This window comes from Ignavibacteriales bacterium, from assembly GCA_026390775.1.
In the GTDB taxonomy this organism is placed as follows: Bacteria; Bacteroidota; Ignavibacteria; order Ignavibacteriales; family Melioribacteraceae; genus Fen-1258.
On the sequence record JAPLFF010000003.1, the window covers coordinates 371,990 to 393,814 of the forward strand.

The 21,825-nt window shown below is 34.5% G+C and carries 26 protein-coding genes; 13 read left to right on the forward strand and 13 right to left on the reverse strand.

Going from position 1 to position 21,825, the window contains the following annotated elements:
- The first annotated feature begins 8 nt into the window (after window positions 1-8).
- The 6 genes from NTZ27_01925 to NTZ27_01950 all read left to right on the forward strand — a co-directional run bounded on the left by NTZ27_01925 (window position 9) and on the right by NTZ27_01950 (window position 5,607).
- Window positions 9-1,244 (forward strand): hemolysin family protein, encoded by a 1,236-nt coding sequence (locus NTZ27_01925; protein MCX6173495.1) that lies wholly within the window; start codon window positions 9-11, stop codon window positions 1,242-1,244.
- 27 nt (window positions 1,245-1,271) lie between these two features.
- The gene (locus tag NTZ27_01930) at window positions 1,272-1,625 is read left to right on the forward strand and encodes a rhodanese-like domain-containing protein (GenBank protein ID MCX6173496.1); all 354 of its coding nucleotides are present in this window, start codon (window positions 1,272-1,274) and stop codon (window positions 1,623-1,625) included.
- Window positions 1,626-1,702: 77 nt separating this feature from the next.
- A complete protein-coding gene (gene tgt / locus NTZ27_01935; GenBank protein ID MCX6173497.1) occupies window positions 1,703-2,902 on the forward strand; it encodes a tRNA guanosine(34) transglycosylase Tgt in 1,200 nt (399 codons plus the stop codon).
- Window positions 2,902-3,228 carry a preprotein translocase subunit YajC gene (yajC, locus tag NTZ27_01940; GenBank protein ID MCX6173498.1) on the forward strand — a complete coding sequence of 109 codons (327 nt, stop codon included), beginning with the start codon at window positions 2,902-2,904 and terminating at the stop codon, window positions 3,226-3,228. The genes tgt and yajC overlap by 1 nt, the downstream gene beginning before the upstream one ends.
- Before the next feature lie 69 nt (window positions 3,229-3,297).
- On the forward strand, window positions 3,298-4,209 hold the full coding sequence (speB, locus tag NTZ27_01945) for an agmatinase (protein ID MCX6173499.1): 912 nt from the start codon (window positions 3,298-3,300) through the stop codon (window positions 4,207-4,209).
- Between the two features lie 72 nt (window positions 4,210-4,281).
- A complete protein-coding gene (locus NTZ27_01950) occupies window positions 4,282-5,607 on the forward strand; it encodes an ATP-dependent Clp protease proteolytic subunit (protein ID MCX6173500.1) in 1,326 nt (441 codons plus the stop codon).
- A gap of 59 nt (window positions 5,608-5,666) precedes the next feature.
- On the opposite strand, the gene NTZ27_01955 is transcribed toward NTZ27_01950, so the two are convergent.
- From NTZ27_01955 to NTZ27_01995, 9 genes are all read right to left on the reverse strand, one after another.
- Window positions 5,667-6,713: a DUF6263 family protein gene (locus tag NTZ27_01955; protein ID MCX6173501.1), complete on the reverse strand. Its 1,047-nt coding sequence runs from the start codon at window positions 6,711-6,713 to the stop codon at window positions 5,667-5,669.
- Between the two features lie 71 nt (window positions 6,714-6,784).
- Complete coding sequence (ndk, locus tag NTZ27_01960) at window positions 6,785-7,216, reverse strand: nucleoside-diphosphate kinase (GenBank protein ID MCX6173502.1); 432 nt, start codon at window positions 7,214-7,216, stop codon at window positions 6,785-6,787.
- An 11-nt stretch (window positions 7,217-7,227) separates the two neighbouring features.
- Window positions 7,228-8,202 carry a succinate--CoA ligase subunit alpha gene (gene sucD, locus NTZ27_01965; GenBank protein MCX6173503.1) on the reverse strand — a complete coding sequence of 325 codons (975 nt, stop codon included), beginning with the start codon at window positions 8,200-8,202 and terminating at the stop codon, window positions 7,228-7,230.
- A gap of 68 nt (window positions 8,203-8,270) precedes the next feature.
- A complete protein-coding gene (gatA, locus tag NTZ27_01970) occupies window positions 8,271-9,680 on the reverse strand; it encodes an Asp-tRNA(Asn)/Glu-tRNA(Gln) amidotransferase subunit GatA (GenBank protein ID MCX6173504.1) in 1,410 nt (469 codons plus the stop codon).
- Between the two features lie 35 nt (window positions 9,681-9,715).
- Window positions 9,716-9,910, reverse strand: coding sequence for a twin-arginine translocase TatA/TatE family subunit (locus NTZ27_01975; protein ID MCX6173505.1), 195 nt, complete (start codon window positions 9,908-9,910; stop codon window positions 9,716-9,718).
- Between the two features lie 32 nt (window positions 9,911-9,942).
- Entirely contained in the window at window positions 9,943-10,638 is a 696-nt protein-coding gene (gene purQ, locus NTZ27_01980; GenBank protein MCX6173506.1) for a phosphoribosylformylglycinamidine synthase subunit PurQ, read from the reverse strand.
- A complete protein-coding gene (gene purS / locus NTZ27_01985; protein MCX6173507.1) occupies window positions 10,635-10,886 on the reverse strand; it encodes a phosphoribosylformylglycinamidine synthase subunit PurS in 252 nt (83 codons plus the stop codon). The genes purQ and purS overlap by 4 nt, the downstream gene beginning before the upstream one ends.
- A gap of 1 nt (window position 10,887) precedes the next feature.
- Window positions 10,888-11,643, reverse strand: coding sequence for a CDP-diacylglycerol--serine O-phosphatidyltransferase (gene pssA / locus NTZ27_01990; protein ID MCX6173508.1), 756 nt, complete (start codon window positions 11,641-11,643; stop codon window positions 10,888-10,890).
- The gene (locus NTZ27_01995) at window positions 11,643-12,293 is read right to left on the reverse strand and encodes a phosphatidylserine decarboxylase family protein (protein ID MCX6173509.1); all 651 of its coding nucleotides are present in this window, start codon (window positions 12,291-12,293) and stop codon (window positions 11,643-11,645) included. The genes pssA and NTZ27_01995 overlap by 1 nt, the downstream gene beginning before the upstream one ends.
- 177 nt (window positions 12,294-12,470) lie before the next feature.
- Here NTZ27_01995 and NTZ27_02000 point away from each other — a divergent pair, with 177 nt between their 5' ends.
- From NTZ27_02000 to NTZ27_02030, 7 genes are all read left to right on the forward strand, one after another.
- Window positions 12,471-12,797, forward strand: a complete 327-nt coding sequence (locus NTZ27_02000; GenBank protein MCX6173510.1) for a YbaB/EbfC family nucleoid-associated protein — start codon at window positions 12,471-12,473, stop codon at window positions 12,795-12,797.
- Complete coding sequence (gene recR / locus NTZ27_02005) at window positions 12,798-13,394, forward strand: recombination mediator RecR (GenBank protein ID MCX6173511.1); 597 nt, start codon at window positions 12,798-12,800, stop codon at window positions 13,392-13,394. It begins immediately after the preceding gene.
- The gene (locus NTZ27_02010) at window positions 13,394-14,128 is read left to right on the forward strand and encodes a class I SAM-dependent methyltransferase (protein MCX6173512.1); all 735 of its coding nucleotides are present in this window, start codon (window positions 13,394-13,396) and stop codon (window positions 14,126-14,128) included. Before recR ends, NTZ27_02010 begins: the two co-directional genes overlap by 1 nt.
- Window positions 14,125-14,697, forward strand: coding sequence for a hypothetical protein (locus tag NTZ27_02015; protein MCX6173513.1), 573 nt, complete (start codon window positions 14,125-14,127; stop codon window positions 14,695-14,697). The genes NTZ27_02010 and NTZ27_02015 overlap by 4 nt, the downstream gene beginning before the upstream one ends.
- 35 nt (window positions 14,698-14,732) lie before the next feature.
- Window positions 14,733-15,191 carry a hypothetical protein gene (locus NTZ27_02020; GenBank protein ID MCX6173514.1) on the forward strand — a complete coding sequence of 153 codons (459 nt, stop codon included), beginning with the start codon at window positions 14,733-14,735 and terminating at the stop codon, window positions 15,189-15,191.
- Window positions 15,192-15,196: 5 nt separating this feature from the next.
- On the forward strand, window positions 15,197-16,066 hold the full coding sequence (locus NTZ27_02025) for a permease-like cell division protein FtsX (protein MCX6173515.1): 870 nt from the start codon (window positions 15,197-15,199) through the stop codon (window positions 16,064-16,066).
- Between the two features lie 101 nt (window positions 16,067-16,167).
- Window positions 16,168-17,115 carry an SDR family oxidoreductase gene (locus NTZ27_02030; GenBank protein MCX6173516.1) on the forward strand — a complete coding sequence of 316 codons (948 nt, stop codon included), beginning with the start codon at window positions 16,168-16,170 and terminating at the stop codon, window positions 17,113-17,115.
- Window positions 17,116-17,199: 84 nt separating this feature from the next.
- On the opposite strand, the gene groL is transcribed toward NTZ27_02030, so the two are convergent.
- The 4 genes from groL to NTZ27_02050 form a co-directional block, all read right to left on the reverse strand.
- Entirely contained in the window at window positions 17,200-18,834 is a 1,635-nt protein-coding gene (gene groL, locus NTZ27_02035) for a chaperonin GroEL (GenBank protein ID MCX6173517.1), read from the reverse strand.
- A gap of 32 nt (window positions 18,835-18,866) precedes the next feature.
- Entirely contained in the window at window positions 18,867-19,163 is a 297-nt protein-coding gene (gene groES / locus NTZ27_02040) for a co-chaperone GroES (protein MCX6173518.1), read from the reverse strand.
- A gap of 164 nt (window positions 19,164-19,327) precedes the next feature.
- Complete coding sequence (gene purB / locus NTZ27_02045) at window positions 19,328-20,629, reverse strand: adenylosuccinate lyase (protein MCX6173519.1); 1,302 nt, start codon at window positions 20,627-20,629, stop codon at window positions 19,328-19,330.
- Entirely contained in the window at window positions 20,630-21,823 is a 1,194-nt protein-coding gene (locus NTZ27_02050) for a trypsin-like peptidase domain-containing protein (GenBank protein MCX6173520.1), read from the reverse strand. It abuts the gene before it with no gap.
- Between the last annotated feature and the right edge of the window lie 2 nt (window positions 21,824-21,825).

Here is a 21,825-nt window from a genome sequence, read left to right on the forward strand (position 1 = left end):
AAATTGAAATGACCGATTATCTGCTAAGCTTATTTATTTTACTTTTACTAAGCGCATTTTTCTCATCTTCCGAGATTGCTTTTATTGTTGGGAATAAAATTAAAATAGAAATTCGCGCACGGAAGAAAAATTTATCCGCTCTGAACGCAAGATATTTTATCAATAACCCCGATCAATTTTTCTCCACAATATTAATTTCAAATAGTACTGTTAATATTGCTTTTGCATCACTCAGCTCTATATTTCTTCCTAAATTATATGGATTCAAGGAATTCGAAATTCTCTTGATATCCACTGCACTAATTCTTCTGTTTGGTGAATTGATCCCGAAATATTTTGGTAGAGAACTTGCGGACCGGCTTGTTATGATCGTAGCAATTCCATTGAGGGTGATTGCTATTGTACTATATCCGTTGGTAAAAATAACATCTAAAATATCTTCAGTCTTAAGTAGAACGAACTTAAAAGAGGAAGAAGAGATACAGCATCTATTCGATAAAGAAGATATCCAGAATTTAATTGAAGAAAGTTCCGAAGCCGGAAAAATGGATGAAGAACAATCTGATATTATCAGCAAAGTTATTGACATACGCGAACAGCGGGTCTACGAAGCAATGACCCCGCGTACCGATATTGTTGGAATTGAGATTACATCAACAATGCAAGAAGTATTAAAAACTTTTATTGATTCCGGTTACTCAAAACTTCCGGTCTATGATGAAAATTTGGATGACATCAAAGGTGTGGTTTTTGGTAAAGATATTTTTAAGCAGCCGACTGATCTTAAAACCGTTATGCGTGATGTTGTCTTTGTACCTGAAACCAAAAAAAGTTTGGAAATGCTTAATGAATTTTTAGATAAACAATTTTCAATTGCAATTGTGGTTGATGAATTTGGCGGGACTGCAGGAATGCTTACCGTCGAAGATTTGATAGAGGAATTATTTGGCGAGATACGAGATGAGTTTGATGATGTAGAAGAAAAAATTGCCAAAAAGATAGATGCTAATTCTTACTTAGTTAATGGTAAAGTAGAAATAGATTATCTGAATGAAGAATTAAATTTTCAAATACCCGAAGGAGATTATGAAACTATTGCCGGTTATGTAACGTTTAGAATTGGAAGAATCCCTGTAAAAGGAGAATCATTCAAGATTCATAATTTATCGGTTCAAATATTAAAAGCAGACAAAACTAAAATAGATTTATTGAAACTTACACTAATTCCGGAAACGGAAATTTAACCAGATCAAATTCAGAAAGTAAAAAATATGGCATCACTCTTATCCTCTCTCTTTGAAAATCATAATTATATACCTCACTTTGATTCAGATTCATTTGAAAGAATGATGAATGAAGAAAAGAAATCTATTCTTTTAGATGTGAGGACACTTGAAGAGAATAAAACTTTAAGAATACCTAATTCAAAGCTAATAGATATTCATAAACCTAATTTCTTAGATCAAATACGTAAACTTGATCGTTCAAAATCTTATTTTATTTATTGCCGTTCCGGAAGTAGAAGTTATTCAGCTTGCAGACAAATGAAAAGTTTGGGATTTGAGAAAGTTTACAATCTAAAAGGCGGGATTATTAACTGGGGTGGTGAGACTGAACAAGGATAATTACTTTTTCTCGACTCAGTTCCTTTTGCCTTTGCATGCAAATCATGTTATGAATTCATTCCAATCTCAAATGGAGAATGTTCATATTTTCCATTATCTTTAGCATCAAATTTCTATTAAGTGTTTTGTTAAATTTTACAGTAAATCACACAGATAAAAATTCTAAAGCAAGAGTAGGCGAGTTCAAAACAGATCATGGTGTTGTGCAAACGCCAATATTTATGCCGGTTGGAACTCAAGGTACTGTTAAAGCTATAACTCAGCGCGTTCTTGAAAATGATATTAATGCTGAGATCGTTCTTTCAAATACTTATCATTTGTATTTAAGACCGGGAACAACAATTCTAGAAAAAGCCGGCGGTCTTCATCAATTTATGAATTGGAACAGACCGATTCTTACAGATAGCGGTGGATTTCAAGTTTATAGTTTATCGGATCTTCGCAAACTCAGAAAAGATGGTGTTGAGTTTCGTTCGCATCTTGACGGTTCAACTCATTTTTTTTCTCCGCAAAAAGTAATTGAAATTCAGCATAGCATCGGTTCTGATATAATGATGGTATTAGATGAGTGTACACCATTTCCTTGTGAATATGAATATGCGAAAAAATCTAGAGAGCTAACATCAGATTGGGCTGTGTTGAATAAGAAAGCTTTTGATGAAACTAAACCGCTCTACGGACATCAACAATTTTTATTCGGGATTATTCAAGGAAGTGTTTACAAAGATTTGCGTGAAGCATCTGCAAAAGATTTAGTGAAATTGGATTTTGACGGATATGCGATAGGCGGACTTGCAGTAGGCGAACCGATGGAAACGATGTACGATCTGGTTAATTTTACAACTGATTTTATGCCCGTTGATAAACCCAGATATTTGATGGGAGTAGGCAGACCGGAAAATATTTTAGAAGCAATCGCTCTCGGTGTTGATATGTTCGATTGTGTAATGCCGACACGAAATGCGCGTAATGCATATCTGTTTACATCGCAAGGAATTGTCTCGATGAGGAATGCGGCTTACAAAGATGATATGGATCCACTAGACAAGGAATGTGATTGTTATACATGCAAAAGTTTTTCAAGAGCATATTTAAGACATTTATTTAATTCAAAAGAAGTTCTTGCTCTTGAATTGGCAACAATACATAATTTAACCTTTTATCTTAACTTAGTTCGCGAAGCAAGAAAAAGAATTGTAGACGGAAGTTTCATCGAATGGAAAAATTATTTTTCTAAGATCATTTCAATAAACGTTCAATCAATAGAGGAGCAGTAATGGAAATTCTTTTAGCAATGGCACCTTCACCGGATGGATCAGGCGGCGGAGGAAGTATGGTCAGCACTTTGATCATGTTCGGTGCAATCTTTGCAATCTTTTATTTCATGATTATTCGTCCCCAGCAAAAGAGAGCAAAAGAAAGAGCAAAACTTTTATCAGCAATTGAAAAAGGCGATAAGGTTATAACAAGCGGCGGTATGCACGGTACAATTGCCGGCATTGAAGATAAAATTGTTTTACTTGATGTTGGAAATAATGTTAAAATGAAATTCGACCGCTCTGCAATTGCTACAGTATTAAAAGAGAACTCAGACAATAAATAATTTACTTCCCCAAATCCCCCTCTTTAGCAAGCTTGTCTACCGGCAGGCAGGGAGGGGGAACTAAAGAGGGTGGGTGGAATAATTGAAGTTATGAAAGAACTCGGCATAAAGGAAAATTTTCTTGCAATAGAAAAAGAATATTCCAATTACAAAGATTCTAAGATTGTAATCGTTTCCGCTCCGTTAGAAAAAACTGTTTCTTATGGTAAAGGTACAAGCAAAGGACCGGGAGAAATTTTAGAAGCTTCTCATTACGTTGAATTTTATGATGAAGAGCAGAGCAGGGAATTATGTTTTGAAAAAGGGATTTGCACGCTTGAAGCATTAAACTTTCAAAAGCTATCTGTTGAAAAATCATTTGATAAAATTTATAAAGAAGTATCAAAACACTTAGATGCCGGAAAATTTGTTGTAACGTTAGGCGGTGAGCATTCATTATCTGCTGCACCAATTAAAGCACATCATGAAAAATTCCCTAATCTTTCTATTTTACAAATTGATGCACATTCCGATCTCCGTGATAGTTACGAAGGATCAAAATATTCTCATGCAAGTGTAATGTCGAGGGTTGCTGAATTCAATTCTAATATAGTGCAGGTTGGTATCCGCGCACAGTGTAAAGAGGAAGTCGAGTTAAGAAAACGCAAGTGTATAAAAACTTTTTATGCCCGTGAAATTAAACTAGGTATGTATGGCAACAATTGGCAAGAATTAGTTGTGAATAATTTATCTGAAAATGTTTACATCACATTTGATGTTGACGGATTTGATCCATCGCTTATGCCGGCGACGGGCACAACAGAACCGGGCGGATTATTCTGGGATGAAACTATGAATCTTCTGAAAATTGTCGGACTCGAAAAAAATATTGTTGGATTTGATGTTGTAGAATTGGCTCCATCGAAATATATGCCGTCATCAAATTATATCGCAGCTAAACTCGTTTACAAAATTCTGAATTATGCCTTCATAAATCGGTAATCATTTCTATTGAATAATTTCTTGTTTTTGAGTAAGTAGATCATGGAATTATTCACTTCATAAGAGAAAACCTTGAAACGTTCAATTTTATTTTTTGTTCTCGTCACTTTGGCTTTGTTAAATAGTATATCTGCCCAGCGCCAGAAAATTTATATTGGAAATATTGAAGGTGAAATTGATCTTGGAATTGCACCATATGTAAAACGAGTTGTTGAAGAAGCTGATAAGAATGGCGCCAATGCAATTATTTTTAGAATTAATACTTTTGGCGGAAGAGTTGATGCGGCAACACAAATTAAAGATGCTATTCTCAACAGTAAAATCAGAACTATTGCTTTTATTGATAAGCGCGCAATATCAGCCGGTGCATTAATTGCGTTATCATGCGAGAAAATTGTAATGGTACCCGGTGCTTCGATGGGTGCTTCAACAGTTGTTGATCAATCCGGACAAAAACAATCTGAAAAGTATCAATCATACATGCGTTCTGAAATGAGAGCAACGGCAGAGAAGAATAAAAGGCGGACGGATATTGCGCAAGGTATGGTTGATGAAACAATTTCCGTTGCTGATCTTAAAGACGACAGTACTAAATTAATAACACTTACCGCCGAAGAAGCTCTTAAATATAAAATGGCTGATACAGTTCTAACAAGTATTCAAGAGACCAAAAAATATTTTGGATTAGAAAAAGCAGAAGAAATTTCGATCAATTCAAACTGGGCTGAAGGATTTGTCCGCTTTCTAAATAATCCGATCGTTTCTTCCTTGTTAATTATGATTGGACTTCTTGGAATCTTTACGGAAATAAAAATGGGAGTCTGGGGTTTTCCCGGAACAATTGCTGTTATTGCTCTTGTACTATTTTTTGGTTCGGGATATATTCTTCAGCTCGCTTCGGTGATTGAGATTGTAATATTTATAGTTGGTGTAATTCTGCTTCTGATTGAAATATTTATAATACCGGGATTTGGAATCGTTGGTGTTTTAGGAATTATCATGATGATAAGCGGATTATTCCTCGGTTTGATTGGAGATTTTGAATTAACAGACCGGTCATTAATATCCGTTGCAATTATTCAGTTAGCAGCAGTTTTTATAGGAACAGGAATATTTATTTATCTACTTTCAAAAATATTACCTAAGTCAAATATTTGGAACAGATTAATTTTGCAAGAACACAGCCCCGGTAAATCGGGATATACAGCTAAACCAATCTTTGATCATCTCATTGGTGTTGAAGGAATAGCATTAACAAATCTACGTCCGGCCGGCTCTGCAATAATCAATGGACAAAGAATAGATGTTGTTACGGAAGGTGATTATATAAGCCATGATTCCAAAATTATTGTCAAAGCAGTAGAGGGATCTAAAATTGTAGTTGGGATAAAAAAATGATCGTCATTCCGAACAGAGTGAGTGTAAAGACATTCACTCTGTTCAACGTGACAGTGAGATTATAACAATTCAACAATATTTTTGTTCACAGAAATATCCTTGCGGAAAGTTCTTTTCATTTTTTTCGTAGCATCCTTTGCATCAATCTGAACGCCCATTTCGATGTTGGTAGTTGTTTCACCGCGAATAACTTTGCCTTTATCAACATTAAAAAGAATTGTACCGCCTCCGGTAACTTTAGGATCTTCAAACAAATAGTTCATTCCATTCTCAGTCCCTTTTTTATCGCCTGACCATTTTACGGAAAGTACCGCTGAAAGCTTAGCAGCTTTATCATCGCCAACCTTTACGAAATCGTTTACTTTATAGTTGATAATATTTTCAAGTTTGAAAACACCCAAACTAGCCGGTGTAGATTTCTGCCATGTTGAATCCTTACCAACTTCGTTTGTTGTTAATTCTCTAAATAAAAGTTGTGTCCTCGGTTTAAGTTCGCCTTCGCTAATATTTTTTATCAAAGAAGCTTTTTGATCGGCGGGCATTTTTTGCATTTCGGGCTGGAGCGAAATCATTTTATCAACCATCTTATCAATTCTTGTCACTTCTAAAATTTCTCCCTTTTGATTTACTCTTGCTCTGAATGGAGTATTTGATACAGTTTCAAATTCTACATATTTCACTTTATCTTCTTTGGATACATTTGCTTTGGAATCATAGTGCAATTTTTGTCCGTTAACTTGTCCGTCAAAAATAATTTGAGAAATATTAAGTGAAAGCTCAGCAATATTATCGGCATCAACTTCTAAAACTTCGATATTGAAAAAGTAAGTCAATGTTTGATCACCGGCAGATTTCATAAGTGAATCTACTTTGATTGTTTGTTGCGATGTAGTAACCGTAATGAGTTTATAACGGAGTTTTTCACCTTTCTCGAATTTATATTTCAGAAAAACTTTTTGTCCATTCAAGTCAACACTTTTCAGATTATTTAATTCCTCTGAACTTACAGCAGGCTGATTATTTTGTTTCTCATCTTTCTTACCGCATCCTATTCCTATAACAATTAACAAAAGAAGTAATGCTATTCCGGTTAATTTACTTTTCATTTGATTCTCATTTTATGATTATAAAAATCTTCCCTTGATCATTTCACAGAAGAAGGGGAGTATGTTAAATTTTAGAAACCATTTATATCAAGAAGTTCTTTGCGTGAGAAGAAGTGTGAAATTTCAATTGCAGCGTTCTCACTAGAATCAGAACCATGAACAATATTTTCTTGAATACTATCAGCATATAATTTTCTAATTGTTCCTTCTGCAGCTTTTGCCGGATCAGTTGCGCCTATTAGTTTCCGGAAATCTTCAACTGCATTTTCTTTCTCAAGTGCGATTGGAACACACGGACCTGATGTCATATAAGTAATGAGATCATTGAAGAACGGTCTGTCTTTATGTATCGCGTAGAATCCTTTTGCTGCATCCGGTGTTAACTTAACCATTTTCATTGCTGAAACTTTAAATCCGGCTTTCTGTATTAATGTTACTACTTTACCGATCAAATTCTTTTTTACACAATCAGGTTTAAGAATTGCGAGTGTCTTATTGTTCAATTTTCTCTCCATTATTTTTTCTTTTTCTTTGTTGATATTTTTTTCTTTACAACTTTCTTAGTAATTTTTTTCTTATTGGATATTTTCTTCTTCACGATTTTCTTCTTTCCTTTATCCAATGCTTTTTTCATTGTTATACCAATCTCTGCCGGGCTTTCTACAACATGAATACCGGCTTTTTTCATTGCAGCCATTTTTTCTGCAGCAGTTCCTTTCCCACCGGAAATAATTGCGCCAGCATGACCCATTCTTCTCCCTGGAGGTGCTGTCCTTCCGGCAATAAATCCAACAACAGGTTTCTTAACATTTTTCTTTATGAATTCTGCTGCTTCTTCTTCTGCACTTCCGCCGATTTCACCGATCATTACAATTCCTTCTGTATCTCGATCTTCATTAAATAATTTTATTATATCAATAAATCTTGAGCCGATAATCGGGTCACCGCCGATTCCAACGCATGTTGATTGACCGATTCCAAGATCAGTAAGTTGTTTAACTGCTTCGTAGGTTAACGTACCGCTGCGCGATACAACTCCAACTTTACCTTGCTTGTGAATGAAACCAGGCATGATGCCGATCTTTGCTTTGCCCGGAGAAATTACACCGGGGCAATTTGGTCCAACCAATCGTACATTTTTTTCTTTGATCGAATTATAAACTGCGATCATATCTTTTGTGGGAATACCTTCAGTTATGCACACAATAAATTTAATTCCTGCATTTGTTGATTCAAGTATTGCATCGGCTGCAAACGGTGGCGGAACAAAAATAGCTGATGCATCAGCTTTGGTTGCTTTAACTGCTTCAGCTACAGTGTTAAAGATCGGAACATTTGTGTCTTCAAATTTTTGACCGCCTTTACCCGGTGTTACACCTGCAACTACATTAGTGCCATACTCAATCATTTGTTTGGTATGAAATGAACCTTCACCGCCTGTAATTCCTTGAACTACTACTCGTGTTTTTTTGTCGAGAAGAATACTCATATCTATTCCTTAGATTATTGATTTCAAAAATTGACTGGACAAAATTAAGAAAGGTTAAGGAATTTTACCTATCTAAAATCTATACAGAATGTTATTAATTTATTTTCATCAAACTGATTTGCCATAATTTGCATACCAATCGGTAAACCTTGATTATCTTTTCCAATTGGAATACTAATCCCCGGAATACCGGCAAGATTTGCCGAAGTTGTATAAATATCTTCAAGATACATTTCGAGCGGGTCGTTAGATTTTTCCCCTAACTTAAATGCAGTAGTTGGAGTTGTTGGTGTTAGAATCAGATCAACCTTCTTAAAGGCATCATCAAAATCATTCTTAAGTAATCTTCTAACCTTTTGAGCTTTGCGGTAGTATGCATCGTAATAACCGGCTGATAAAACATAAGTGCCGAGCATGATTCTTCGTTTCACTTCAGCACCAAATCCCTCAGTCCGGGAATTGAGATACATATTTTTCAGAGTGTTACTTTCTTTTGAGCGGTAACCGTAACGCGCTCCGTCAAATCGTGCAAGGTTGGATGAAGCTTCTGCTGTTGTAAGTATATAATAAGTAGCGATTGAATATTCTGTATGCGGAAGTTCGATGTTAATTATTTCATGTCCGGCTTTTTTAAACTGTTCAACTTTTTCAAGAATGGCATTTTTAATTTCTTTGTTCAATCCTTCTGCAAAATATTCTTTAGGTAAGCCGATCTTAAATTTTCTCTCTGATCTTAGATAGGAATTGAATTCCGGTACTTCAACATTCTGACTGGTAGAATCTTTTGGATCATAACCGGAAATGACAGAGAGAACAAGTGCAATGTCATAAATATTTTTTGCAAATGGACCGATTGTATCAAATGATGAAGCAAAAGCTGTTAATCCGTAACGCGAAACTCGTCCGTAAGTTGGTTTGAGTCCGTAGACACCGCAGAATGCTGCTGGCTGGCGTATTGAACCGCCGGTGTCTGTTCCGATTGAAACATCACAAAGATTTGCCGCCACCGCTACTGCAGATCCTCCGCTTGAACCACCTGGTACGCGCGAAAGATCAACCGGATTTTTTACTGCGCCAAATGCTGAGTTTTCATTTGATGAACCCATAGCAAATTCGTCGCAGTTTGTTTTACCGATAATGATTGCGTCTTCATCAATCAATTTCTGTATTGCAGTTGCTGTATAAAGCGAATTGAAATCTTTTAGAATATTTGATGAACAGGTTAACGGTCGGTCTTTAATTGCAAGAACATCTTTAACAGCTATAACCATCCCGGCTAATTTACCTGCGCTGTTATTCTTTATTTTCTTCTCAATAAGATCAGCGCTTTCGATACAATCTTCAAAAACAAAATTATAAGCATTAAGATTGAAATTATCTTTAATCCGATTTAGAAAGGAAGCAACATTCTCGCGCAAAGAAAGTTTGCTCTCTTTTATCAAAGAAATTTTTTCGGAGTGATTTTTGTAACTCAGCAAATTAAATCACCGGAAGGATTTTAGAATCAGTTAAATTATTTTTTTTCGTCTGAGGAATCTTTCTTATCAGTAATCTTTATGTCTTCCTGAACATCATTAAGAGCTTTTTTGAATTCTCTCATTCCTTTACCAATCCCTTGAGCAAGTTCCGGAATTTTTTTTGCACCGAAGAGTATTAAAATTACAAGGACTATTATAAGTACTTCACCAGCACCTACGTTTCCAAACATAATGACCTCTATTTGTTGTTATTAATTATTATTTAATTAAGAAAATGCTGAGCGACCGATCTAAATATTAATGAACCATCGGTATCTCCAAGAAGAGGATTACAGCACCGTTCGGGATGGGGCATAAGTCCCATTACATTTTTTCTCTTGTTCATTATTCCTGCAATGTTCATAAAAGAACCGTTCGGATTAGATTCCAAATTAACTTTTCCATCTGATGAAACATAACGAAATAATATTTGATTATTCTCTTCAAGTTCTTTCAGCGTTACTTCATCTGTAAAATAATTACCTTCTCCGTGAGCAACAGGTATCTTTAAAATATTTTGTGAAATAGATTTTGTGAAAATATTTTCTTTATTCTCTATGTTAAGATGAACATCCTTGCACACAAATTTTAACGATTCGTTTTTTATCATAACGCCGGGTAATAATCCTATCTCTAAAAGAATTTGAAATCCGTTACATATACCAATTACAACACCGCCGTTTTCGGCAAACTTATATACAGAATCCATTATTGGTGAAAATCTTGCAATGGCACCTGTTCGGAGATAATCTCCGTACGAAAAGCCGCCGGGTAAAATAATAACATCGCTTCCTTTCAAATCTTTTTCTTTGTGCCAAAGAAATTCTGCATCATAACCTAAAACTTTTTTCACGGAGTAATAAGCATCATGATCGCAATTAGAACCGGGAAAAACAACAACTCCGAATTTGGGTTTCATTTCACTTCTTCCAAAGTATAATCAAAATCTTCCATGATCGGGTTCGAAAGAAGTTTTTCGGAATATTCGCGGACTTCATTTTCCGCTATTTTTTTATCAGTTGTATCCACAAAAAATTCTATGTATTTGCCAATCCGTGTTTGTTTAACATTATTAAAGCCAAGAAGTTTCGCGCCTTGTTCAACTGCTTTCCCTTGCGGGTCCAAAATCTTCGGTCGTCTCTTTACAATAACTGTGGCTTTAAACACTTTAATTCTCCGTTACTTTTGATCCATTACCGTTCTCATCTTTAATATTGAAAACTAAATAATAAATTTTTCTAAATATTCCGAATAGAACGATCCAAATAAAAATATAAAAAAGAATTTCTCCGTTTGTTACAATCGCTAAAATTAATGCAACTATTAGAATTGCAAATAAATAAATCTTCTGTTTAATATCTTTCTTTCGCAATTTTGGCAGAGCATTATATCTTATCTTGCTAACCATAAGAAGCGATAACAAAATGATCAATGGGATTACCATTTTATTATACGGTTCAATAATAATACCATTTCTAAAAAATGATAAGACAAAAAGAGAAATTGTTATTGCTGATAACGGAATTGGCAAACCTTTGAAATCAGTTTTGATATTTAAATCTTCAACTTGAATATTAAAACGAGCCAGGCGTAAAGCGCCAAAAATCAAAAGGCAAGAACTCAATAATATTCCAAGACCGCCAAGTTGGAACATATAGGATTTGTAAATTAAAAATGCCGGCGCAGCACCAAAACTAACCACATCGGAAAGAGAATCAAGTTCAACACCAAACCGGCTTGATGTGTTAAGTAATCGCGCAACTATTCCGTCAAGTAAATCAAAGCTTGCGGCAGCAATTATCATAATTGATGCAAGGCGGAATTCGCCTTGAGAAGCATATACGATTGATATAAAACCGCATACTACATTTAGAGCAGTAACTGTATTAGCAATAAATGATTTTGAAAATGGAATTTTATTCATTATTCGATCTCGAATAGTATTGTTTCGCCTGCTGTTACTTTATCACCGAGTTTTACTTTCAATTTCCAATTTGAAGGAGCAATTACATCGGAACGGCTGCCGAATTTTATCATTCCAAATCTTTCTCCCATCTTAACCGAATCACCTACTTGAAGTGAACATACAATTCTGCGTGCAATAAATCCGGCAACTTGTGTAAAAAAAACTTTTCCGTAATTACTTGTTATACCAATTTCAGTTCGTTCATTTCGTTTATCGGCTTTTTCATGATATGCAACAAGGTATTCACCTTTTACGTAATTAACATAATCAACTTTACCGTCTATTGGAATACGATTTACATGAACATTAAGAGGTGACATAAAAATAGAAATCTGTTTGCCATTTTCTTTCAAGAATTCATTTTCAACTACATCTTTCACAATAACTATTTCGCCGTCTGCCGGTGATACAATAACATTTCTTTTGTTTGGTGGAATTCTTTCCGGATCCCTAAAGAAATTAATACAAAATAATAGGAAAGTAATACTTAGAATTAATATCGGGTATTTTATCCAGTGATTTTGAATAAACAAAGAAATGATTATTAATATTACCGAAATGCCGGCACAAAATAGAAATGTACTTAATCCGTATTTAGTTATCATCATTTGAATAGTTAACTGTTGAAAAATGGAAAGCTTTTTTCTGAATAACAGCACAAATGTAATATTTTCTACGTTTAATTTCTTGTGAAACTTTTTTTTGCTAACTTTCGTCCGCAATTAAGATGAAAGAAATCATTAAATTTTACAAAAAAGCTAATCAATTTGTAATCCGGAGGAAGAATGAAGTTGAATATGCAGGATATGCTAAAACAAGTACAGAAGATGCAATCTGACATGGCAAAAGTTCAAGCAGAATTGGAAAATAAAACTGTTACTGAAGAGAGCGGCGGCGGAATGGTTAAAGCAACAGCAAATGGTAAAAAGGAAATCATTTCGATTGTTATAGATGAAGAAATTGCAAAAAGTGGTGATAAAGAAATGCTGGAAGATCTTGTTGTTGCCGCTGTAAATAAAGCTCTACAATCAGCCGGAAAAATGGCTGAAGAAGAGATGGGTGTTATAACAAAAGGAATGATGCCTCCGGGCATGAATATACCGGGATTTTAAATGTTAATAGCCGAGCCGTTACAAAAAGCAATTGATGAATTAAGTAAGCTGCCATCCATAGGCCGAAAAACTGCACAGCGATTGGCAATTCATATTCTGAAAAATGATCAGCAAAATGTTGATGCATTAGTTAGGTCGTTGATAGATTTAAAAGAGAAAATTCGATTTTGCGATGAATGTTTTAATATATCTGAAGAAGAAAAATGTGATGTTTGCAAAAGTGCAAAACGTGATCGCTCAATTATTTGTGTTGTGGAAGATGCAAGCGATGTCATTGCAATTGAAAAGACAAATGAATACAATGGACTTTACCACGTACTGGGTGGTGTATTAAATCCGTTAGCAGGAATAACTGTTGATTTACTAAAAATTAAAGAACTTCTCACACGACTTAAGAACGATAATGTAAAAGAGATTATTCTTGCCATGAATCCCGATTCGGAAGGTGATACTACATCATTATATCTTATGAAAATTTTGAAAGATCTACCTATTAAAGTTTCTAGAATTGCAAGAGGACTTCCAATCGGTGGCGATTTTGAATTTGCAGATTCGGCAACAATAGGGCGTGCATTTATAGGAAGAATTTCTCTTTAATGGAAAACTGGTTTAAAGATTGGTTCAGTTCTGAAGAGTATTTAAGTGTTTATCAACACCGCGATGATGAAGATGCAACTAAGCTACTGGAATTAATTCTTAAACAAACAAATCTAACTCGACAAAATTCTATCCTTGATGCAGCATGCGGTGCAGGCAGGCATTCAATATATTTGGCATCGAAGGGATTTAATGTTTTTGGTTTCGATCTGAGTAAAACCCTTCTTTCCAAAGCCAAAGAGAATGCTAAAAAGAGATCAGTAGAAAATAATTTTGTATGTGCCGATCTAAGAAATATTTATTTTAGGAAAAAATTTGATTTGATTATTAATCTATTTACAAGTTTCGGCTATTTTGAAAATGATGAAGAAAATTTCAAGTTTATTAATACTGCATACAGTTTATTAAATGAAAACGGTTTTTATGTTTTAGATTTTTTTAACAAAAATTATCTTTTGGCAAATTTAATTGCAGAAAATAAAAAATTAATTGACGGTAAAATAATTATCGAAAAAAGGGAAATTGTTAATAATCGAATTATAAAAGAAATCCAAATTAAAAATGGTCTTGAAGAAAAACGTTTTATTGAATCGGTACGGTTATATTCAAAAACTGAAATTGAAAATGAATTTAAGAAAATTGGTTTTATACCGGTATCTGTATTCGGTGACTATGATGGGACCAAATATGATGAACAATACTCTTCCCGATTAATATTATTTTTCAAAAAATGAAAAAAATAATAACTGCATTTTTAATTTTTTCTCTTGTCTCTTGTGATTTATTAACTACAAGAGATCCAGAACAGCCCAATACTGCGGGTAATAGTAATATCCCGGCTATAAGTCCAGATATACTTTTCAATAATTTCAAATCCTCTATACAAGACAAGATATTAGAAAATTATATGCAGTGTTTTGTCGATCAATCTTTCCTTCAAAAAGAATTTAGGTTCATTTCATCAACTACGCAGTACCCGATTCTTAATAATTGGGATCTTGATTTGGAAAAACAAAACTTTGTTAATCTGAAATCTCGGTTAGGGACAGGCAACTCAATTGTACTTGAATCATCATATGCCACTACAACCCAAATCGGAGATAGTGCAATTTATCAATTTGATTATACCTTAACTCTCTCTGCAATTGGTCAGGATATCAATGGGGTTTATAAAGGGAGAGGTGAATTCAAAATATTTCTGGATAAAAGAAACCCACCACAATGGGTTATTGTTGAATGGCGTGATTTTGCAATCGAAAATTCATCAAGTTGGAGTGAATTAAAAGGGAGACTCTCTCTATAAAAAGGTTAATTATATATTGCTTAATAATTTTTGCTATGAACAGTTGCGTTAACCCGTTTGCACCAAGCATTGATGAGAATTTAGGAAGCAATGAAGGATTGATAAGCGATCAAACCGAAATTGGAGGAGTTTTTCAAAATTTTCAATATGCTTATACGTTTAAGGACACTTTGATTTATCGCCAGGTCTTAGATAAAAACTTTACATTTACTTATCGTGATTATGATCTTGGTGCTGATATTTCTTGGGGGCGTGATGATGAAATGAAAGTAACAAATGGCTTATTCCAAAATTCTCAACGGTTGGATCTTATTTGGAATAATATTGTTTCAATGACAGGCGATTCAACAAGAATAGTAAGGAGTTTTAATTTAACAATTACATTTAACCCGACAGATATTATTTTTGTAGACGGCAGAGTGAATTTGACTCTTGCTAAAGACGAAAATAAAAAATGGAAAGTACTTCGTTGGGCTGATGAATCAAATTTCTAAACTTTATGATAATATTTTATTTTCAAGAAGCATTTAGAATATTTAGAAAATCATCACTTGCTACTGCAATTACAATAACTATAACTACTATTGCAGTAATCTTGAGTACTATCTCAATTTTTCTTGTATTCAGTGCAAATACATTTTCAGATCAAATAAAACGTTCCATTGAGGTTAACGTTTATTTAGATGATGATTTAACACAAAACGGTATAGATGAATTAAAAATTGAAATTCAAAAAATTACGTTGGTCCTTTCTGTTGAGTTTGTAAATAAAGATCAAGCTGTTAAAAATTTTGTAAAAGAAACCGGACAGGATTTTAGATCTGTTATTGATGAGAATCCTTTACCTAATTCTTTTATTGTTAAATTCAAACCACAGCCGTTGGATGAAACAAGTATTGAGCGATTAACCGATCTGATTAGAAGAATGAAAGGGGTCACCGATGTTATTTATGATTACAAAACAGTTTTGCGGATTTTAAACCTGTTAAAATCATTCGAGTACGTTATTTACTTCCTATCAATCACTTTAATACTCTTAGCAACTTATCTTGTCTATAGTAATAATAAAATACAGATGTATGGTAATAGAAATCATTATCTGACTATGAAATTAGTTGGCGCCAAAATTAGTACGATGAAAATTCCTCTGATATTGAATGGAATAATTATTGGGATTATATCATCTCTAATTTGTGTGATCTTATTCAATGTAATATCGGTTTTATTGACTAAAGCTCTGATTAATTTTAATTTCACTAATCCTATTAAGCTAATGGATTTATTTATTCTGTTGATCGGGGTCGTATTAGGTCTTGTTGGTAGTTTTATTTCTTCCTTAAAAATTTCTCAATTACTAGAAGAGAAATAAATAAAAAATATTAGAACATATTTTGAATCTATGGATAATGATTTTATTAATCCTCAGCTTATTAACCAAGAGCTTAAAAAAACTAATTTAGAGTATAGTAAATGAAAAAAAAAGTTGCTGTAGTTACTGGCGGTGTTGGATTTCTTGGTTCTCATCTTTGCGATAGATTAATTTTAGAAGGAATGAGGGTTATCTGCTTGGATAACCTTCTTACCGGAAGATTAAAAAATATTGAACATCTCATCTCCAACAAAAATTTTCAATTCATAAAACTCGACGTCACAAATTATCTTCATGTTCCGGATGAAGTAAATTATGTTCTGCATTTCGCTTCGCCTGCCAGTCCAATTGATTATCTAAAATATCCCATTCAAACATTAAAAGTCGGTTCATTAGGAACACATAAAGCTCTTGGTTTAGCTAAAGAAAAGGATGCAATATTTTTATTAGCTTCAACATCAGAAGTTTACGGAGATCCGCTTATTCATCCGCAAAGCGAAGAGTATTGGGGAAATGTAAATCCTGTTGGACCCCGGGGAGTTTATGATGAAGCAAAACGTTTTGCTGAAGCATTAACAATGGCTTATCATAACTTTCATAATCTTAATACAAGAATCGTTCGTATTTTTAACACTTATGGTTCAAGAATGCGCCTTGATGACGGACGTGCTCTACCGGCTTTTATTTCTCAAGCTTTGAAGAATGAAGATATTACGGTGTTTGGTGATGGCTCACAAACAAGAAGTTTCTGTTACGTTGATGATTTAGTAGATGGAATTCTTAAACTTCTTTTATCCCACGAAACATTACCTGTAAATATTGGTAACCCAAATGAAGTTACTATAGAGAATTTTGCTAAAGAAATAATTCGTTTAACTAATTCTAAAAGTAAAATTGTTTATAGAGAATTACCGATAGATGATCCAAAAGTTCGTCAACCTGATATCAGTAAAGCTAAATTAATATTAGGATGGGAACCGAAGGTCAGCAGGGAAGAAGGACTTAGAATTACTTTGGAATACTTTAAGAAGGAATTGAAACAAAAGTAGTATTACTGAGATTGTATTTTAATTGTAATCCAAAAAAACCCCGACATAATCGGGGTCTTTTTTGAACATGAATCTATGCTAATCTTAATACATCCCGTCCATACCGCCGCCGTGAGGCATCTGAGGCATTGCTTCTTTTTCTTCTTTCTTTTCGTAAACAACAGCTTCAGTTGTTAGTAACAATGCAGAAACTGATGCAGCATTTTCAAGCGCAGTTCTTGCAACCTTTGTTGGGTCTATAACTCCACTCTTGATTAAGTTCTCATATTTTTCTGACGCAGCATTAAATCCATAATCACCTTTACCTTCAAGTACTTTGTTTAATACTACTGCACCTTCAAAACCAGCGTTAGCAGCAATTTGTTTTAACGGTTCTTCTAATGCTTTAGCGATGATCTTGATACCGGTATTCTGGTCTGGATTCTCGCCTTGTAGTTTGTCTAGAGTAGCAATAGCTCTTACCATAGAAACTCCACCACCGGCAATAATACCTTCTTCAACTGCTGCACGTGTTGCATGAAGTGCGTCTTCAACACGAGCTTTTTTCTCTTTCATTTCAACTTCCGTAGCTGCACCGATCTTCAATACAGCAACACCACCGGAAAGTTTTGCAAGTCGTTCCTGTAATTTTTCTTTATCGTAATCTGAAGTTGTCTTTTCGATCTGAGATTTGATTTCGTTAATTCTTTTCTTGATGTCGTCGGATTTACCTGCACCTTCAACAATTGTTGTATTGTCTTTATCAACAGTGATCTTTTTAGCTTTGCCAAGATATTCAAGTGTAGCGTTTTCAAGTTTGAATCCGCGTTCCTCGGAAATTACAGTCCCATTTGTGAGAACTGCAATATCTTCCAACATAGCTTTTCTTCTATCTCCGAATCCAGGAGCTTTAACAGCACAGACTTTTAATGTACCGCGTAATTTATTTACAACCAATGTTGCAAGAGCTTCACCTTCAAGATCTTCAGCAATAATTAAAAGTTGTTTACCTGCCTGAGCAATCTTTTCAAGAATAGGAAGAAGATCTTTCATAGCTGAGATTTTTTTATCGTGGATTAAAATGTATGTATCTTCTAAAGAAGCTTCCATCGATTCTGAATTTGTAACGAAGTATGGTGATAGGTAACCGCGATCGAACTGCATTCCTTCAACAACATCAAGAGAAGTTTCTGCAGATTTGCTCTCTTCAACTGTGATGACGCCATCTTTACCAACTTTTTCCATTGCATCAGCAATCAAGTTACCGATTGTTTTGTCGTTGTTCGCTGAGATAGAACCAACTTGAGCAATTTCTTCTCGTCCGCCAACTTCTTTACTGCTTGATTTCAAAAATTCGATTACTTTTACAACTGCGAGATCAATACCGCGTTTCAAATCCATTGGATTTGCTCCCGCTGTTACATTCTTTAATCCTTCACGGTAAATTGCTTGTGCAAGAACAGTTGCTGTGGTTGTTCCGTCACCGGCAACATCGCTGGTTTTTGAAGCAACTTCTCGAACCATTTGAGCGCCCATATTCTCAACCGGGTTTTCAAGTTCGATTTCTTTCGCAACTGTGACACCGTCTTTTGTTACTGTTGGTGCACCGAATTTTTTGTCAATAATTACATTTCTTCCTTTAGGTCCAAGTGTAACTTTAACTGCATTAGCTAGTTTATCTACACCTGCTTTAAGTGAACTTCTAGCATCACTGCTATATTCTACGATTTTTGCTGCCATAATTATTCTCCAATTTTATTATTCAAACTTTTTTATTTAACTATTCCGTAAACATCGCTCTCGCGCATGATTAAATATTCTTCACCATCAATTTTTATTTCTGTACCTGAATATTTACCATAAAGGACTACATCTCCAACTTTAACATTCATTGCTACAAGCTTACCTTCTTCCGTAACTTTTCCTGCACCAACTGCAACTATGGTTCCTTCAATTGGTTTTTCTTTTGCTGTATCCGGAAGAATGATTCCTCCTTTGGTAGTTTCTTCTGCTTCTTTTGCTTTAACAATTACTCTGTCGCCTAATGGTTTGATTTTAAAATCTGCCATAGTTTGACCTCCTATTAATGATTTGTTTGATTAGCACTCTAAATTAGCGAGTGCTAATATATGGAAGGTTAATTTATTTGTCAAGAATTGTTAGTAAATAAGCAGAAAATGAAGAAAATAATTGATAAGAGAAGGAAGATGCTAAACTTTTAATAAGGTTGAATTTAGCTCATTTCTATTGATCTTGAAAAAATATAATCAACATTCTTCAAGAGTTTATCCGGATCGAATAATTCATCAATATCTTTTTGGGATAGGAATTTTTTCACTTCAGATGAATTCAATAGTTCGTCTTTGAGGTTCTTAGATGAATCCTCCCAAACTTTCATTGCTGAAGTTTGAACTACTTGATAGGCGTCTTCACGCAACATCCCTTTCTCAGTTAGTTTGAGTAGAACTGTTTGAGAGAAAATTAGTCCGCGTGTTAGATTAAGATTCTTCAACATATTTTTCGGATAAATGATTAAATTATCTATTAGTTTGATTGTAAGACCCAAAGCATAATCAAGTGCAATACATGAATCCGGAATAATAACTCGTTCAACAGATGAGTGAGAAATATCACGCTCATGCCAAAGTGCAACATTCTCTAAAGCGGCAATAGAATTTCCGCGAAGAATTCTTGCAATGCCGGTAATTCTCTCGCTCACGATTGGATTTCTTTTATGCGGCATTGCAGAAGAACCTTTTTGTCCTTTCGAAAAATATTCTTCTGCTTCTAAGACTTCTGTCCTCTGAAGATGTCGAATCTCAATTGCAATTTTTTCTAATGAAGAACCAATTATTGCAAGAACAGATAGAAATTCTGCATGACGGTCTCTTTGCACAACTTGGGTTGCAACGGGCTCAGGTCTTAATCCGAGTTTTTTACAAACATATTCTTCAACCTTTGGTGAAAGATGTTCAAACGTACCAACTGCACCGGAGATTTTTCCAGTACTTACTGAATCAACAGCATGCTGAAGACGTTCGATATTTCTTTTTGATTCTTCATACCAGAGAGCAAATTTCAAACCCATAGAATAAGCTTCTGCATGAATTCCATGACTTCTTCCAACGCAAATTGTTTTTTTATGTTCAAGAGCTCGTTTTTTCAAAACTTGTTTTAGATCGTATAGATTTCTTAATAGTAATTCACCCGCAGCTTTCATTTGACAAGCAAGAGCAGTATCTAAAACATCGGAAGATGTCATTCCATAATGAATGTGCCGCGAAGCAGGACCGACATATTCAGCGACATTTGTTAAGAAGGCTATTACATCGTGTTTTGTAGTCTCTTCAATTTCTAATACTCGTTTAAGATCGAAATTGGATTTACTTTTTATTTGTTCTAAGTCAGACTTTGAAATTTCTCCCAATTCTGCCCGTGCTTCGCATGCAAGAATCTCAACCTTCAACCAAGTTTCTAATTTGAATTGATCATTCCAAATTTTTCCCATCTCGGGACGAGTATACCTTTCAATCATTTATTTCTTCTCCAATTTCATCGAATGGATTTGTTCTTTTCCATCTCTCAATATTTTTATTTTGACTTCATCACCGGTTCTGTATTCCTGAAGAATACCGATCAAAGTAGTCTCATCATTAATCCTGAAATCATTGACGGAAGTAATAATATCTTCAATTAAAAGTCCGGCTTTAGATGCAGGTGAATTCTTTGCTATCTGTGTAACCACTACTCCTCTTGATGATTTTAAGTTATAAGTTTTTGCTATTGATTCATTTATTGTAAGTATACTTAATCCTGTCCAAAAATCACGATCCACTTTTCCTTTTTCTTTTATTTCAGCAACAACTTTTTTGATTTTGTTTACCGGAATAGCAAAACCAACTCCAATACTTCCTAAATTTAGACCATACCTTTGAGCATCTTGTGATTGTAATATAAGAGTATTCATTCCAATCAAATCACCAACAGCATTTACTAAAGGTCCGCCACTGTTTCCGCTGTTAATTGCTGCATCTGTCTGAAGCATATTTACATAGTAGCGATTGTTATCAGTCCCTAAATTCATACCGGTTGCACTGATCACTCCAACAGTTACAGTAGGTTTATCATTTATATCGAATAATCCAAACGGATTGCCAAGAGCTATAGCCCATTCGCCGGGCATAATGTCTTCAGAATTACCAAGTCTGATGTATGGAAGATTCTTCGCATCAATTTTTAATAAGCAAATATCAGACGTTGGATCAGTGCCGATAAATTTTGCGTTATATTGGCTGCCGTCTGTTAGTGTTACAATTGCTTCGAGTGCATTGCCTGCAACGTGATCGTTTGTCAAAATAAATCCATCGGGAGAAATGATAGCGCCGCTTCCTAAACTTTTTATTTGTTGATTATAAACTCGATCACCAAAAAATTGCCGCCAGAAAGGATCCATACTCCAGTAATCCCGTATTTGGCGAATCTCAGTAACATTAATTCCAACAACAGCCGGACTAACTTCTGCAACAGTTTTTGTAATAATATTTTGTCTTTCATTTAATAATGTAGAATTCATTTGCTGACGTTGTAAATAATTTGATGAGGGTTGATTTAAGATTGAACTGAGATAATCACGCCCTGTTGAATCATTCTTGATAAAGATTGTAAAAACAACAGATGCTATAATTAAAGTAACAGCAGATGAGAATAGAATATGTTTTAATCTGTTCATAA

Bases quoted from the DNA above. Each gene is read 5' to 3' on its own strand.
- NTZ27_01925 (MCX6173495.1), top strand. From the start codon at position 9: ATGACCGATTATCTGCTAAGCTTATTTATTTTACTTTTACTAAGCGCA.
- NTZ27_01930 (MCX6173496.1), top strand. From the start codon at position 1,272: ATGGCATCACTCTTATCCTCTCTCTTTGAAAATCATAATTATATACCT.
- tgt (MCX6173497.1), top strand. From the start codon at position 1,703: ATGTTCATATTTTCCATTATCTTTAGCATCAAATTTCTATTAAGTGTT.
- yajC (MCX6173498.1), top strand. From the start codon at position 2,902: ATGGAAATTCTTTTAGCAATGGCACCTTCACCGGATGGATCAGGCGGC.
- NTZ27_01955 (MCX6173501.1), bottom strand. From the start codon at position 6,713: ATGAAAAGTAAATTAACCGGAATAGCATTACTTCTTTTGTTAATTGTT.
- sucD (MCX6173503.1), bottom strand. From the start codon at position 8,202: ATGAGTATTCTTCTCGACAAAAAAACACGAGTAGTAGTTCAAGGAATT.
- NTZ27_01975 (MCX6173505.1), bottom strand. From the start codon at position 9,910: ATGTTTGGAAACGTAGGTGCTGGTGAAGTACTTATAATAGTCCTTGTA.
- purQ (MCX6173506.1), bottom strand. From the start codon at position 10,638: ATGAAACCCAAATTCGGAGTTGTTGTTTTTCCCGGTTCTAATTGCGAT.
- pssA (MCX6173508.1), bottom strand. From the start codon at position 11,643: ATGAATAAAATTCCATTTTCAAAATCATTTATTGCTAATACAGTTACT.
- NTZ27_01995 (MCX6173509.1), bottom strand. From the start codon at position 12,293: ATGATGATAACTAAATACGGATTAAGTACATTTCTATTTTGTGCCGGC.
- NTZ27_02000 (MCX6173510.1), top strand. From the start codon at position 12,471: ATGAAGTTGAATATGCAGGATATGCTAAAACAAGTACAGAAGATGCAA.
- recR (MCX6173511.1), top strand. From the start codon at position 12,798: ATGTTAATAGCCGAGCCGTTACAAAAAGCAATTGATGAATTAAGTAAG.
- NTZ27_02010 (MCX6173512.1), top strand. From the start codon at position 13,394: ATGGAAAACTGGTTTAAAGATTGGTTCAGTTCTGAAGAGTATTTAAGT.
- NTZ27_02015 (MCX6173513.1), top strand. From the start codon at position 14,125: ATGAAAAAAATAATAACTGCATTTTTAATTTTTTCTCTTGTCTCTTGT.
- NTZ27_02020 (MCX6173514.1), top strand. From the start codon at position 14,733: ATGAACAGTTGCGTTAACCCGTTTGCACCAAGCATTGATGAGAATTTA.
- NTZ27_02025 (MCX6173515.1), top strand. From the start codon at position 15,197: ATGATAATATTTTATTTTCAAGAAGCATTTAGAATATTTAGAAAATCA.
- NTZ27_02030 (MCX6173516.1), top strand. From the start codon at position 16,168: ATGAAAAAAAAAGTTGCTGTAGTTACTGGCGGTGTTGGATTTCTTGGT.
- groL (MCX6173517.1), bottom strand. From the start codon at position 18,834: ATGGCAGCAAAAATCGTAGAATATAGCAGTGATGCTAGAAGTTCACTT.
- groES (MCX6173518.1), bottom strand. From the start codon at position 19,163: ATGGCAGATTTTAAAATCAAACCATTAGGCGACAGAGTAATTGTTAAA.
- purB (MCX6173519.1), bottom strand. From the start codon at position 20,629: ATGATTGAAAGGTATACTCGTCCCGAGATGGGAAAAATTTGGAATGAT.
- NTZ27_02050 (MCX6173520.1), bottom strand. From the start codon at position 21,823: ATGAACAGATTAAAACATATTCTATTCTCATCTGCTGTTACTTTAATT.